Below are 13,186 nucleotides of genomic sequence, written 5' to 3' on the forward strand. Positions count from 1 at the left end.
AAGGAAACTGTCTGGATAATGCAGTAATAGAAAACTTCTTTGGAACTTTAAAATCTGAAATGTTCTATACTAAGAAATTTAAATCCATTGATGAGCTCAAAAAAGAAATAAAGAAGTATATCAATTATTACAATAACGACAGGATAAGACTTAATCTAAAAGGAAAGAGTCCGGTACAGTACCGAACTCTTTCATATAATAATATTGTTTAATTTTGTCTAAACTTTTGGGTGCAGTCTACATTGCTGAAAGGGATTTGTTATGTATAAAAACTGAGATTACATATAAGCTTCAATCGGCTCACAAGTACATACTAAGTTTCTGTCTCCGTACGCTTCATCTACTCTTGATACAGAAGCGAAGAATTTGTGGTCTCTTACCCATTCTAATGGATAAGCTGCCTTTTCTCTGCTGTATGGTTTATCCCATGAATCAGAGATTACCAATTGTTCTGTGTGAGGAGCATTTTTCAATACGTTGTTGGCAGCATCTGCTTCACCGTTGGCAATTTCATCTATTTCTTTTTTGATAGAGATCAATGCTTCAGCAAAACGATCAATTTCAGACTTGCTTTCAGATTCTGTAGGCTCAATCATTAGTGTACCTGCAACCGGGAAAGAAACGGTAGGAGCATGGAAACCATAATCCATTAATCTCTTTGCCACATCAGCCACTTCAATTCCTAAAGATTTGAACTGACGGAAATCTACGATACATTCGTGCGCTACTCTTCCGTTTTCGTTGGAATATAAAATCGGGAAATGCTCTGCTAAAATTTCTTTCAGGTAGTTAGCATTCATGATAGCATGTCCTGTAGCCTTTTTAAGACCTTCTGTTCCTAACATTTTGATGTAAGAATAAGAAATGTTAAGGATCAATCCTGAACCGTAAGGTGCAGCAGAAATACCTTCGATAGCTTCTTTAGAACCGATTCTGATGTTCGCGTTAGAAGGAAGGAAAGGTACCAGGTGTTTAGCAACACAGATCGGACCAACTCCAGGACCTCCACCTCCGTGAGGAATTGCGAAAGTTTTGTGAAGGTTAAGGTGGCAAACGTCAGCTCCGATGTTTCCAGGACTTGTAAATCCTACCTGAGCGTTCATGTTTGCACCATCCATATATACTTGTCCTCCGTGCTCGTGGATAAGGTTGGTAATTTCTTTAATGTTGGCATCAAAGAAACCGTAAGTAGAAGGGTAAGTGATCATTACAGCTGATAAGTTTGCTGAATGAAGTTCTGTTTTAGCTTTAAGATCTTCGAAGTCGATTTCCCCGTTTTCAAGGTTTTTCACCACTACGATTTTCATTCCTGCCATTGCAGCAGAAGCCGGGTTGGTTCCGTGTGCAGACTGAGGGATCAATACTACATTTCTGTGGTGGTCTCCTCTTGAAATGTGATATTCTCTGATCACCATTAATCCTGCATATTCTCCCTGAGCTCCTGAGTTTGGCTGAAGAGAAGTTCCTGCAAAACCTGTAATTTCTGCTAAGTCTTTCTCCAGTTCACGGATCATTTCCTGATATCCTTCCGCCTGGTTCACAGGTACGAATGGATGAACTGCTCCCCAGTTTTCCCATGAAAGTGGTAACATTTGAGTCGCTGCGTTCAGTTTCATGGTACAAGATCCTAAAGAAATCATTGAGTGAGTCAATGATAAGTCTTTTCTCTCAAGACGCTTGATGTAACGCATCAATTCTGTTTCCGTATGGTATTTGTTGAATACTGATTCTGTAAGAATTTCGTCTTTTCTTAAATTCTCTTCCGGAATGCTGTATCCTTCTTTGATTTCTAATTTGAAAGTCTGCTTGTCTTTAAACTGAGCGAAAGAAGCCATCAGGTAGTTTAATTTCTCTAATGTTGTGCTTTCGTTGATCGCAATGCTTACTACTCCTTCTGTGAAATAGTTTAAGTTTAATCTGTGATCAAGCATCAGTCTTACCAATCTTGCTTTCTCATCTTCAGCCATAGTAATTTTCACCGTATCGAAGATTGGCTCTTCTACTACCTGATATCCTAATGCCTTAAGACCGTTTTTCAAAGCATTTGCTTTAAAGTGAATCTGATCAGCGATATAGTTTAATCCTTTTGGTCCGTGGTAAACAGCATACATACCCGCCATTACTGCCAAAAGAACCTGAGCGGTACAGATGTTTGAAGTAGCTTTCTCTCTTTTGATGTGCTGCTCTCTTGTCTGTAATGCCATTCTTAAAGCACGTCTTCCGTACATATCCTGAGAAACCCCAATGATTCTTCCCGGAATATCTCTTTTATAATCTTCTCTACAAGCAAAGAAAGCTGCGTGAGGACCTCCATATCCTAATGGAATACCGAATCTCTGTGTAGTTCCTACCGCACAGTCAGCACCCATTTCTGCAGGAGACTTTAGCTTAACCAAAGCCATCGGGTCACAAGCAACCGCTACCTGAAGGTCAAGTTTTTTATATTCTACGATATCTTCTGTATAGTCTAAAACGATTCCGTTTTTACCAGGATACTGTAATAAAATACCGTAATAAGAAGCATCAAACTGGTGCGTTTTATGATCTCCTACTACGATTTCAATTTCTAATCCTTCAGCTTTTGTTTTTAATACAGAAACTGTTTGAGGAAGTACAAGGTCAGAAATGAAGAACTTATTAGCTCCTGCTTTTTTCTGGTCTTTAGATCTGTTGTTGAAGAACATGTGCATTGCTTCAGCAGCAGCAGTAGATTCATCCAATAAAGATGCGTTGGCTAATGCAAAACCAGTAAGATCACATACGACAGTCTGGAAATTAAGAAGAGCTTCAAGTCTTCCCTGTGCAATTTCTGCCTGATATGGAGTATATGCCGTATACCAGCTAGGGTTTTCAAAAATATTTCTCTGGATTGCTGAAGGTAAAAGTGTATTGTGGTATCCAAATCCGATATAACTTGTATAATCAGTATTTTTAGATGCCAATTCTTTTGAGTGGTTCAACATTTCGTATTCAGAAAGTGGTTCCGAGATCTCAAGATCTTTCTCTAAACGGATAGAAGAAGGGATGGTTTGAGAAATTAACTCTTCAATACTAGAAACGCCAAGTTTCTCCAACATCGCCTGTTTATCGGCTTCATTAAGGGAAATGTGACGGCTCACAAACTGTTCTGTATTCATTTTTATTTATTAGATTTTGTTTGTAAAAAGATGGGTAAAATTACAATTTTTTGGACGATTGTACAAGAGGGGATCCCATGCGATAATTCACAAAAATATTTGTGACTTTTCTCACAATTTGTTTTTCACAACCATCATATAAAGTTCAGATTAGTTTCAACAATAATATTCATTATTCTATACATAATACACAATAAAAACATCAATTATCTCACAATTAAACACTCTCTATTTTATCAAAGTGAAATAAATTATTCAACAACATCTGTTCTAGTGATTAAACTTATCTTGTAAAAAGTCTGTAAATTTTAATTTTATTCAAAAAACAAACTTTAGCTGCATTGATGGTGAATATAAGAAGTGATGAGAGCGCCAATCCAGCTCTTTTATTTCTTTATGTAAAGGACTTTTCCCGTTATACATCAGGTTTTAAGAATTTTATGAAATTTTATTAATTATATTTATTCTAAATTAATATATTTGCAGCATGAATATGATTGTCCCATTTAAAGTTCCGCCATTGGCTCCTTACTCATTCAATAACGAAGAGATGTTCTGTGAAAAGAAATCTTGTTGTAAAAAATTCAAAAAAGGGAAAAGATGTAAAAAATGCCCGGGAAGAAAGAAAATGGCATAAACTAGCTGAAATTTTTGATCAGTACATAAATAGCAATCGCTAAAATAATAACTCCCCAGATAAGCATCATAATTTTAGGCTGACCGGATTTGTTAATTCTTGTACTGGGCTGTGGCTTAAACATTTCTTCCACCGAGTTTTTGAACTTTTCAGAATCGTTCTCAAAAACTTCTGTAATGGTAATTCCCTGAACAACCGTTTTGTGCAAAAGAGAATTCGTCGCATGAAGCAAAAGCTGGAATTTCCCGTCTTTAAATTCTGTGATCTTAAAGATCCTTTCTCCATACGGCTTTTCCAATCCGAAAGGCAATACCTTTACTACATCAGCATTGCTCGTCTGCCAGTTGATGATAATCTCCTCTCCTTTTTTCGCATGAATTTTATTCGCTGTAAAAGTTTTGATGGCTGGCGGAATATTATATCTGAAACTTTTCTGATGATTTTCCAGATTCTGATCATAAGTACGTCTGAGTGCACGATCACTCAAGGTTTCATAAGCCTCCTGAATCTCACGGAAACGGTCTGCAAAAAAATCGTCATTGTCATTTTTATCGGGATGATATTTTAAAGACAGTTTTCGATAGGCTTTTTTGACGTCTTCTTCCGAAGCATCCTGTGATATACCGAGAAAATAGTAGTAATCTTTCATTGAGCAATACAAAAATAAGGATTTATTTTTCTTTGTGTTGGATGTTTACAGTAATTTTTTGTTGAAAGTATGGATCAGAAAGTCATTGCGAGCCGAAGGTGAAGCAATCTCAATACGCTTATTCTCTGATGATTGGAAAACGCAAAGACGCTAAGTCTTTTTACAGCAAGCTGTATATTTTTAAGACGCAAAGATTTTATCTCCGATAAAATTGCACTTCTCAACAAATACTGCGAATTGAATGAGTTCAGCAGTCCTTTTGTCATTCCGGACATAGCAAAGAATCTCTACTTCATATTAACAGTATTTCCCGCAGATCTCGCAGATTACGCAGATCATTGAGTAGTAACTTCAATCATAAGAACTAAACGGTAATAGCCCAACCAGTATTTATTTACGGGAAATCCAATCCTTAGTGGGAGCAATCCAATCGTTGAGGGCTTTAAACAGAAAACCGTGATGTAAACCTGTATTAAGTTCAATTTCCTTAAAATCTTTAATATCAGATCTGATCAACCTTTGTTCCTTCGATAACGGCACATGTCCGTCATCCGATTTCTCCGTAATGGAAAGTATTCTTCCATACAATCTGAAGTTTTTATCCTTTTCCAAAGAATCATCTTTGAAGCTGGCTCCAATGAAGACAAACTTCAATTGCGGTTTTTTTTCATAATAAGATACATATTGTGCAATATAACCTCCCTGAGAAGTTCCTACCACTGTTATTCTTCCAGCTGGAATTCCTTTTTTCAGGAGACTATCAATCTGCTTCTTTACCTTCTCAGCATACACCGATGGATCTGTACCCGCTTTTCTTTTCTCAGAAATAACAACTGTATTTTGACCTCTGAGTTTGTTGAGTATTGTTTCATATTCTGCAACACCATATTTCGGATGTTTTTCCTCAAAAGAATGGTCTTCCAAAAATTTATTATGTAAAAAGATAATATATTGTTTTTGTTGTGACTTTTGGCCAAACAATATGATCGAAAAAAATGAAAGTATGACAATAAAAACATTTCTAAACCTCATCATAACCTGAAATAGCTTTTAATTAGAACGAAACAAATATAGTATTAAAAACCCTTTACTGGGACTATTTTATATAAAAATTCCGGCGCGGGAAGCTTTGCTTCCCGCGCCGGAATGTAACAATTTCAATTTAGTCCTGTATGGATTATGCTTCACACATATTATCCTTTTTGCAGCATCTTGAATGGAATTCTTTTTTGAATTTCCCTTTCAGTTCCTGATAGTCTTCCTCATTCATTTCTCTGATCTTATCTGCAAGTCCGAAAGGTGACTTTTCTTTAATTCCATACTCATCAAAAATACCTTTGATAAATCTTTTTCTTTGTATTGCTTTTTTAGCGATTAAGGCTACACCTACAACGGCTAATGCTCCCAGAGCTCCTTTTAATGCTGAATTTTTCATTTTTCAAAATTTTAAATTTTACTACTTCTTGTTTTTTATAGAGACGAATGAATTTTAATTTTACTTTACTACTTCTTTAAAAATTTCAAATTATTCGTTGTTTCTGTTGAAGAATCCACCGGAGCATTTGTTTCTCCAGACTTCTTTAAATTTCTCTCTTTCCTCAGGAGATAAACCTGCCATTTTCTCTCTCATCTTTCTTTCCTTGAAATCTCTCATTCCTTTACCGAAATGGAAACCTCCGAAAAGAATTTTGCTTAGGATCAATATTCCCATGGCCTGCCAGAAAGTAATGGTTTTAGCTCCTAAAATCTCCGGAAGAAGACAGTTCCAAAGCATCATGACAATCCATGTAACGGCAGCTAAAATTAATGGCGGGCATAGCAATAAAAAAATCCAACCCTTTTTGTGTTTATGATTCATAATTTCTTTTTCTAACTTTTTAAATCTTCGTATAACTTTCTCAATCTGTTTCTCAAGTGCTTCACAGCATAGTTTTTTCTACTGATGATGGTTTTGATGTTTTCTCCCTGCTCATCGGCGATCTCCTGGAGGGTTTTGTCGTTCAGTTCATTTTCTACGTAGACCAGCCTTTGTTTTTCGGGAAGTTCATCAAGCGCTTCAAACAGTTTTTTCCAGATCTCATCCTGAAACATCTTCACTTCAGGACCGGCACTTTCATCCATCAAAAGAATATCCTTGATAGAAAAACTGCCGTCTTCATCTTCATATACGAAATCTTCAAGATTTTCTGTTTTCTTTTTCCGGTAACGGTCTGTAATTTTATTTGCCGTCACCCTGTACAGCCAGCCTCCAACGTTTACGATCTCAGAAAGATTCGTAAGGCTACTGAACTGATACCACACTTCCTGCAGAATATCTTCCGCATCCTCCGTGTTTTTCACTTTCGGACGAATATAGGACATCAGCTTCCCTCCGTAGTTGGAAACGGTCTGTGAGATGATGCTTTCTTTCTCCTTCTGTGGCATTGTTATTTTTTCGACAACCTCCATATGGTTATGACGGCTGAACTTTTGGTTTTACTTTAATAAATTTAAAATATTTTTCTTAGAATTCAGTTTTTCTTTTATCCATCGTGTTTTTATTTCATAAATTTTAAACAACTTAGGCATACATTATTTTTCAGAAGCTTTTTCCCGCTATCCGCTCATACTCCTCACGCCCCACTATCCCAAGCTATTTCCCTCCGGCTCTCCCATTCATGTTCCGGGGTAACCGCTGCTATCGGGGCTAGGGGTATCAATGATGAATGATGAATGATGAATGATGAATGATAAAATAATGTTCTTTTTTTGTTGGAAAGCGCAAAGGCTCAAGAATATTTCGGCTTCGTTCAATATATGATTTTCAGTAAGCGACCGATTACTATTTTTCTCGCAGATCATACAGATTACGCAGATTTTTTTCATAACCATCTGCTTCATTTGCAAAATCAGCGAGAGAATTTAAAATATACACTGACCAATTTTATCATAGATAAAATCCCTGCGCCTTAAAATGTACAGCTTGTTGTAAAAAACTTAGTGCCTTTGCGTTTTTCCAACCATCAAAGTATAAGCATATTGAGATTGCTTCGCTTTGCTCGCAATGACATTAGCCATAAAAAAACGGAAGACCTAAGCCCTCCGTTCAAATGCTATTTGATTAATAGTTTATTTATTAAAATTTTCTGCAAAGAATCCTAACATTGATTTATAAAGCTCAATTCTGTTCGGTTCTTTACCAAATCCATGTCCTTCATCATATTTTACCAGATAAGGTACTTCAAATCCTTTGGCACGCATCGCTTTTACAATCTGATCAGATTCATTGATGTTAACCCTTGGGTCGTTAGCTCCCTGTACTACAAATAATGGTTTTTTAATCTTATCAATCTGGAATACCGGGGAAACTTCTTTAGCAATTTTGGCTTCTTCAGGATTATCAAGATCATACCAGATTTGTTTTACCATTTCTTTGTAGGGCTTCCAGTATTCCGGGAAAGAATCAAAGAAAGTAAAGATGTTGGATACTCCTACATAGTCTACTCCACAAGCATATAAATCAGGAGTTTTGATCAGCCCCATCAATGTTGCATATCCACCATGACTTCCTCCGTAGATCGCAACTTTATCCTTGTCTACCCATCCTTGCTCAATGGCATATTTTACACCATCTTCCACATCATCCATTGCTTTTCTTCCGATCTGCTTGTAACCCGCTTTCTGGAATGATTTTCCATATCCACCGGAAATTCTGAAGTTCACCTGAAGCGTAGCATATCCACGGCTTGCAAACAGCTGTGTTTCCGGATTGAATCCCCAACTGTCTCGGATTCCCTGAGGTCCGCCGTGAGGGTTGACAATCAAAGGAACTTTTTTACCTTCCAATGCTGCTTTAGGCAGGGTAATATACCCATGGATTGTCAGCCCGTCTCTGCTTTTGAATTCAATAGGTCTCATTTCAGCCATATCTTCTTCCTTCAGCTGAGGCATCAGGTTGTAAAGAAGTTTGGTTTGTTTGGTTTTGGTATCGTATTCATAATAGGTTCCGTAGAGCTTATCGCTTCCTACCACAATCAGAAGTTTATCATTATTATCATCAGAAGAAGCAATTCCAAATTCCTTATCTCCAAACTGAGATTTTAATTGGTCATGTATTTCTTTATAAAATTTGCTTACCGGAACAGTTTCTCCTTTAGTTCCTTCATAACTGATATAGTCAAGCTCATAGTTTCTGTTTTTACCGGCAGTGCTTATTGAGCTTACATCATATACCGGATTGGAATAAATTTCTTTAATCACCGCATTCTTCTTCAGATCATACAGTACAATTCTCGCTTTATCACTATCCAGATTGGTTACTACATAGGCTTCGTCTTTATTTTTAGAATTTTCATTAAATTCTATAATACTGAAGGTATCAGACCAGTCTGCAGATTTGATAAGATTGAATTTTCCGGTCTGCAGATCTTTATAATAGGTTTTTGTGGTTAATCCGTTTTCAAGGACGCTATAACCTCTCAGATTTCCGTCTTTATCAAAAAGATAATCGTCGATAGGGCTGTTGACATCTTTATTTTCATACAGCTGGGTCATTTCCCCGGTAACGAAATTGATTTTAAAAGGTTCAAAGATCTGCTTGTTGTTTTTATTCATGGTAACCACAACGAAATCAGTATCTTTTATAGGTATAATTGCCTGTACTTTTACTCCGTCAAATGGGGTCAAATCCTTCTGATTTCCTCCATCAATGTCTGTCGCATACAAATGAATATTTTCATTTCCTCCTCTATCCTGAGTATAGAAAAGACGTTTTTTGTTCAGCCATCCATATGCTCTTACCAAATCATCTTTTTCTACAATAGCTCTGGTAATTTTTCCTGTACCAAGATCTTTTACATAGACATGATTTTTTTTCTCCTGGTCTTTCTCTTTATAAGAAAGATATTTTCCGTCAGGGGAGATTTTAAAGGTTGAGGCTTTTGGTCTTGCAAAATAATCTTCAACTTTGTATTTAAAGTTTCCTTTATCGTAAGAAATCAGCTTTTCAAGGTTAGCTTTGGAAGATGGTAAAGTAGGATCTCCCGGCAGTTTGGCAGTAGAGTTCTGTGCGTTGGTCATAATGGTGGATAGTACAATAAGCGCTGTACCGAAAATGTTGTGATTTAGGTTCATAACTTCTGTTTTAAAGGTTAAAGTTATAGAAAGCACTCATTTTTAAACAATAAAAAACAAATGCATTTTATACAATAAGACACAATACACCTGCAAAATGTTACAATTTCATATCATTTAATTAAAAAAATCTCAATTACATAAAAAAGACAGCCCTTACAGACTGTCTTTTTAGTGTAAATAAATTCCGAAATACCAGGTCCAGACGATCAGAATCATCTGCATGGGAATCCTTTGGGTGTAAAGGTATTTCATTCCCGGCCCTGTGTAATCGGCTTTAAAAATATTAATCTTTTTCCTGGAAGAATTGACATTGGCTATAAAAACCACTATATAGAAAATGATCAGTAAAATCGCTGTCATTTCACGAATTGAAGGAATCATCAATCCAATTCCTGCTGCAATTTCCAGAACTCCCGTAAAATATACCCAAAACATTCTGGCAGGGATAAAATCAGGAATCATCATCGCCATTCCCTTTTGAAATTTAAAATGGGAGAAACCTGTAAATATGATGAAAACAGCCATCCCTAAATTCCCTGAAAATATAAAATCCGGCTTTCCCTGAAACAAAAAAGTTCCCAGCAAAGCCAGAATAAAAGTTGCGAAAAGTATTACAAGTAATTTCATTTTTTAGATAGTAGATTTTAGGTGGCAGGTAGCAGGTATTAGTATTCAGGATAAAATAACAACTTTAAACTTTAAACCTTGAACCTTGAACTTTAAACGTTGAATTTCTTTACACTGAACCGAGGCTCACTCCTTCGGCAAGACTTTTCACAACCATCAGTCCTTTTGTAAAGCCTGTATTCATGTGATCCTGCCATTGTTTTTCTACCTGAACTTCGGCATGAAGTTTTGTTTTTCCTTCAAAGTCTATCAGAAAGTATTTCTCAAAACTCCCGTTCCATTCCATGACCTCTTTGCTCTGAGTGTCTTCATTTCCCTCTTTATCCACCATTCCCAGATGTTTAAATACAATCTGATTGGGCTCGTCCATACTGTCTATGGTTGAGACCATTCCTTCTCCCTGAGCATTCAGGAAATAGGTTTTCCCTCCTACTTTCCAGTCGGACTTCATAACAGATCCTGCACCGAAATACTTCGTCCATTCGCTGTACGTTGCAGGATTCCAAAGGATGTCCCATACTTTCTGCATCGGCGCATCAATTACTGTTTCGTATGATAAGGTTTCCATTTTTTATTTTTTTAGGGTGGTCATTGCGGGCAAAGCGAAGCCATCTCAGAGCTCGCAGATTTTTTTTAATTCTAACTCAATTATTTACAGCTGATTTTCGGAAAGATGCTTGACGAGTGACATCGCTTTTGGAAATTTCTCTTCAAAAAATTCTTTAAATTCTGCCGGAGTCTGAACTTCTGTTTTCAGTAAAGTTCCTTCTTCGTTCTCCTCAAGAAAGTAAGCCTCCGTAGCTTCTCCCCAATCCTGAGGGACTTCGATACCTTCATAGATTTCTCCAAGGTGCAAAAATTTTATTTCCTCATTGGGAATCACTTTTTCTACCCTGCTGTACATCCCGTTGTTTTTGGGATCAAGAAATTTAACGATATTATTTTCTTCAAGCGTTCCTTCATAAAAAGAACCTTCTGTAAATGCTGTTGTCCATTGCCTGTAGGTAATGTCTCCCCAAAGGACACTCCATACTTTTTCAGGTTCAGCATTGATCTCTATTTCGTATGATAATTTTTCCATATATTTTTTAAGGTATTAGGTGGTGGATAATAGGTTACAGGTGACTGTGTTGGTGAGTGAGTTTGAGAGTCAGAGAGTAAGAGTGTTATTTTGTGACAGCTTCTAGCTTCTAGCTTCTAGCTTCTAGCCTCTGGCTTCTAGCTTCTCATTCTATCCTCCGACAAAATCACCTCCGTTTATGTGAATGATTTCTCCGGTGATATAACTTGAATCTTTTGAAGCGAGAAAAACATAGGCAGGTGCTACTTCTGATGGCTGTCCCGCCCTTTTCAGCGGAGTATCTTTTCCAAATGTGGAGAGATCATCAAAAGCTTCTTTCACCAGTGGAGTCCATATAGGCCCCGGAGCAATTCCATTCACCAGAATTTTTTTTTCTGCGAGATTATCCGCCAAAGAACGGATAAAAGACAAAACAGCTCCTTTTGTCGCCGCATAATCTATTAAGTGATCGCTTCCACGGTATGCTGTGACGGAGGTTGTACAGATAATCCGGCCACCTTTGGGTATCATCGGAAGAAAATTTCTGGTGAATGAAATCATGGAAATGATATTGGTATCAAACGTTTCCTGAATCTGTTCATCAGAGATTTTTTCCAGATTATTTTTTGAGGTATGAATTCCAGCATTGTTAACCAGAATATCAAGGTTCTTCCACTCTGTTTTAATCTTGTCTGCACACTTGGTTCTGAATGCTTTCCGGGTAAGATCTCCTTTGATGAGAAGACACTTCTGCCCTTCTTTTTCCACCAGTTTTTTGGTTTCTTTAGCATCATCGTCACTTTCTTTATAAATAATGGCGACATCTGCTCCTTCTCTGGCAAAATGAACAGCTACAGCCTGTCCTATGCCGCTGTCTCCTCCGGAAATAACCGCTTTTTTACCCTGCAGTTTTCGACTTCCCTGATAATCGTTCCGGATAATTTCCGGAAACAGCCCTTCTTTAGGGACTTTTGACTTAGATTTTGATTTGTTCTGCGTTTTCATAAGCAAATCTTTTCTCTAAAGTACATCAAACAATACGCCGAAAAGTTTAAGAGTTGTATGCATCTTCCAGATCCCGGATGATAATTTTCTGCATTTTCATCATCGCCTGTACCACCTGATAAGCTTTCTCCTGATTAGAATCATTCATTAACTGGATAAGTCTTTTAGGAACAATCTGCCAGCTCAATCCGTATTTATCTTTCAGCCAGCCGCACATGCTTTCTCTGCCGCCATCAGCAGTGAGTGTATTCCAGTATTTGTCGGTTTGTCCCTGGTCGTCTGTCATTACCACCAATGATATTCCTTCATTGAAGTCAAACTGGTGGTCATAGGAATTATCCATACAGAATAAGCTGTAATTATCGATTGTAAAATGACCATGCTGAACATTTTCTGCCGGTTCCGGGTGGTCATGCCCTTCGCTCCCTGCTCCGTAGGTTAATATATTTCCTATGCTTGAATTGGGAAAAGTTTTCGTGTAAAGTTCCATTGCTTCTTTGGCTTTGCCGTTGTTCGCATGGATAAACATCAAAGTAGGAATTATTTTCTGATCAGTTGCTTTTTCTCCCAGAAACAATTGCCATGTTACACCATATTTATCCTGAACCCATCCGTATTTCGGACTCCATGAGTAAGATCCCAGTTCCATCAAAGCGATTCCTCCATCCAGTAACTGATCCCAGTATTTTTGAACTTCATCTTCTGTTTCACAGATGACCATGAAAGAGATAGAAGCATTTTTTTTGAATTGAGGGCCTCCATTCAGAAGCATGATTCTTTGTCCAAACAAATCAATATTCATTACAACAGGAGTATCTGCTGTGATTTCGCCTCCAAAAACTTTACAATAAAATTCTGCAGACTGCTTGGCGTCTCCATCATACCAGAGACATGGGAAAATATCGTTATTCATAATTTTAAATTTTAACAGGGGTACTATATTTTTTATTCTCTGT

The 13,186-nt window shown here is 37.2% G+C and carries 14 protein-coding genes; 2 read left to right on the plus strand and 12 right to left on the minus strand.

Annotated features, from left to right (window positions below; translation table 11 throughout):
* Nucleotides 1-212: IS3 family transposase (locus tag RAH34_RS13540; RefSeq protein WP_306596480.1), on the plus strand; the 212-nt coding region annotated here is incomplete at its 5' end.
* A gap of 66 nt (nucleotides 213-278) precedes the next feature.
* On the opposite strand, the gene gcvP is transcribed toward RAH34_RS13540, so the two are convergent.
* Entirely contained in the window at nucleotides 279-3,137 is a 2,859-nt protein-coding gene (gene gcvP / locus RAH34_RS13545) for an aminomethyl-transferring glycine dehydrogenase (RefSeq protein ID WP_306596481.1), read from the minus strand.
* 487 nt (nucleotides 3,138-3,624) lie between these two features.
* Here gcvP and RAH34_RS13550 point away from each other — a divergent pair, with 487 nt between their 5' ends.
* A complete protein-coding gene (locus RAH34_RS13550; protein ID WP_164723264.1) occupies nucleotides 3,625-3,774 on the plus strand; it encodes a hypothetical protein in 150 nt (49 codons plus the stop codon).
* A gap of 1 nt (nucleotide 3,775) precedes the next feature.
* Here the strand turns inward: RAH34_RS13550 and RAH34_RS13555 are convergent, their stop codons facing one another.
* The 11 genes from RAH34_RS13555 to RAH34_RS13605 form a co-directional block, all read right to left on the minus strand.
* Complete coding sequence (locus tag RAH34_RS13555) at nucleotides 3,776-4,423, minus strand: J domain-containing protein (RefSeq protein ID WP_306596482.1); 648 nt, start codon at nucleotides 4,421-4,423, stop codon at nucleotides 3,776-3,778.
* 390 nt (nucleotides 4,424-4,813) lie between these two features.
* Nucleotides 4,814-5,347 (minus strand): alpha/beta hydrolase, encoded by a 534-nt coding sequence (locus tag RAH34_RS13560; RefSeq protein WP_306596483.1) that lies wholly within the window; start codon nucleotides 5,345-5,347, stop codon nucleotides 4,814-4,816.
* Nucleotides 5,348-5,600: 253 nt separating this feature from the next.
* The gene (locus tag RAH34_RS13565) at nucleotides 5,601-5,858 is read right to left on the minus strand and encodes a hypothetical protein (RefSeq protein WP_034697056.1); all 258 of its coding nucleotides are present in this window, start codon (nucleotides 5,856-5,858) and stop codon (nucleotides 5,601-5,603) included.
* A 90-nt stretch (nucleotides 5,859-5,948) separates the two neighbouring features.
* Entirely contained in the window at nucleotides 5,949-6,281 is a 333-nt protein-coding gene (locus tag RAH34_RS13570) for a hypothetical protein (protein ID WP_114821053.1), read from the minus strand.
* Nucleotides 6,282-6,292: 11 nt separating this feature from the next.
* Nucleotides 6,293-6,847, minus strand: a complete 555-nt coding sequence (locus RAH34_RS13575; protein WP_228406519.1) for an RNA polymerase sigma factor — start codon at nucleotides 6,845-6,847, stop codon at nucleotides 6,293-6,295.
* A 684-nt stretch (nucleotides 6,848-7,531) separates the two neighbouring features.
* The gene (locus RAH34_RS13580; protein ID WP_306596484.1) at nucleotides 7,532-9,535 is read right to left on the minus strand and encodes a S9 family peptidase; all 2,004 of its coding nucleotides are present in this window, start codon (nucleotides 9,533-9,535) and stop codon (nucleotides 7,532-7,534) included.
* Nucleotides 9,536-9,706: 171 nt separating this feature from the next.
* Nucleotides 9,707-10,165 (minus strand): DoxX family protein, encoded by a 459-nt coding sequence (locus RAH34_RS13585; RefSeq protein ID WP_306596485.1) that lies wholly within the window; start codon nucleotides 10,163-10,165, stop codon nucleotides 9,707-9,709.
* 109 nt (nucleotides 10,166-10,274) lie between these two features.
* On the minus strand, nucleotides 10,275-10,733 hold the full coding sequence (locus tag RAH34_RS13590; protein WP_114821051.1) for an SRPBCC domain-containing protein: 459 nt from the start codon (nucleotides 10,731-10,733) through the stop codon (nucleotides 10,275-10,277).
* Nucleotides 10,734-10,817: 84 nt separating this feature from the next.
* Nucleotides 10,818-11,246: an SRPBCC domain-containing protein gene (locus tag RAH34_RS13595; protein WP_114821050.1), complete on the minus strand. Its 429-nt coding sequence runs from the start codon at nucleotides 11,244-11,246 to the stop codon at nucleotides 10,818-10,820.
* A 150-nt stretch (nucleotides 11,247-11,396) separates the two neighbouring features.
* Nucleotides 11,397-12,230, minus strand: coding sequence for an SDR family oxidoreductase (locus RAH34_RS13600; protein WP_306596486.1), 834 nt, complete (start codon nucleotides 12,228-12,230; stop codon nucleotides 11,397-11,399).
* A 46-nt stretch (nucleotides 12,231-12,276) separates the two neighbouring features.
* Nucleotides 12,277-13,143 (minus strand): VOC family protein, encoded by an 867-nt coding sequence (locus tag RAH34_RS13605; protein WP_306596487.1) that lies wholly within the window; start codon nucleotides 13,141-13,143, stop codon nucleotides 12,277-12,279.
* Between the last annotated feature and the right edge of the window lie 43 nt (nucleotides 13,144-13,186).

The sequence above is a fragment of the Chryseobacterium sp. WLY505 genome, from assembly GCF_030846215.1.
Lineage (GTDB): Bacteria > Bacteroidota > Bacteroidia > Flavobacteriales > Weeksellaceae > Chryseobacterium.

What these genes read in the sequence shown, in the direction of transcription:
- gcvP (WP_306596481.1), bottom strand. Translation starts at nt 3,137, where the DNA reads ATGAATACAGAACAGTTTGTGAGCCGTCACATTTCCCTTAATGAAGCC.
- RAH34_RS13550 (WP_164723264.1), top strand. Translation starts at nt 3,625, where the DNA reads ATGAATATGATTGTCCCATTTAAAGTTCCGCCATTGGCTCCTTACTCA.
- RAH34_RS13555 (WP_306596482.1), bottom strand. Translation starts at nt 4,423, where the DNA reads ATGAAAGATTACTACTATTTTCTCGGTATATCACAGGATGCTTCGGAA.
- RAH34_RS13565 (WP_034697056.1), bottom strand. Translation starts at nt 5,858, where the DNA reads ATGAAAAATTCAGCATTAAAAGGAGCTCTGGGAGCATTAGCCGTTGTA.
- RAH34_RS13570 (WP_114821053.1), bottom strand. Translation starts at nt 6,281, where the DNA reads ATGAATCATAAACACAAAAAGGGTTGGATTTTTTTATTGCTATGCCCG.
- RAH34_RS13575 (WP_228406519.1), bottom strand. Translation starts at nt 6,847, where the DNA reads ATGCCACAGAAGGAGAAAGAAAGCATCATCTCACAGACCGTTTCCAAC.
- RAH34_RS13580 (WP_306596484.1), bottom strand. Translation starts at nt 9,535, where the DNA reads ATGAACCTAAATCACAACATTTTCGGTACAGCGCTTATTGTACTATCC.
- RAH34_RS13585 (WP_306596485.1), bottom strand. Translation starts at nt 10,165, where the DNA reads ATGAAATTACTTGTAATACTTTTCGCAACTTTTATTCTGGCTTTGCTG.
- RAH34_RS13590 (WP_114821051.1), bottom strand. Translation starts at nt 10,733, where the DNA reads ATGGAAACCTTATCATACGAAACAGTAATTGATGCGCCGATGCAGAAA.
- RAH34_RS13595 (WP_114821050.1), bottom strand. Translation starts at nt 11,246, where the DNA reads ATGGAAAAATTATCATACGAAATAGAGATCAATGCTGAACCTGAAAAA.
- RAH34_RS13600 (WP_306596486.1), bottom strand. Translation starts at nt 12,230, where the DNA reads ATGAAAACGCAGAACAAATCAAAATCTAAGTCAAAAGTCCCTAAAGAA.
- RAH34_RS13605 (WP_306596487.1), bottom strand. Translation starts at nt 13,143, where the DNA reads ATGAATAACGATATTTTCCCATGTCTCTGGTATGATGGAGACGCCAAG.